Origin of the sequence: Paraburkholderia sp. SIMBA_054, from assembly GCF_046534875.1 — a bacterium.
In the GTDB taxonomy this organism is placed as follows: domain Bacteria; phylum Pseudomonadota; class Gammaproteobacteria; order Burkholderiales; family Burkholderiaceae; genus Paraburkholderia; species Paraburkholderia hospita.
Map to the genome: position 1 here is coordinate 1 of NZ_JAWRXV010000778.1, position 272 is coordinate 272.

The 272-nt window shown below is 41.2% G+C and carries 1 protein-coding gene; it reads left to right on the plus strand.

Translation table 11 applies throughout. The annotated features are described in order from the left end of the window. Window positions 1–272 (plus strand): asparagine synthase-related protein (locus SB822_RS57220; protein ID WP_410859119.1); only part of this gene is annotated, 272 nt, incomplete at both ends.

A 272-nucleotide genomic window follows, 5' to 3' on the forward strand; every position in this document is an offset into this window, starting at 1 on the left:
CCAAGTATGCTAACGATGATATTCATTGTTTTTCGACCAGTTTTGAAGAGAAAGGATTTTCTGAAGAAAGTTATGCCAAGCTGGCAGCAGACCAATACAATGTCAAGCTCCACTCACATCGAATGAGTGAAGAAGAGTATTTTCAATTATTGCCTGAAGTTGTAAAGCGTAGAGATCACCCTCTCTCCATTCCTCATGAAGTCGCTTTTTACCGCATGTCACAGGAAGCAAAAAAGCATGTGACGGTTGTTTTATGCGGTGAAGGAGCAGAT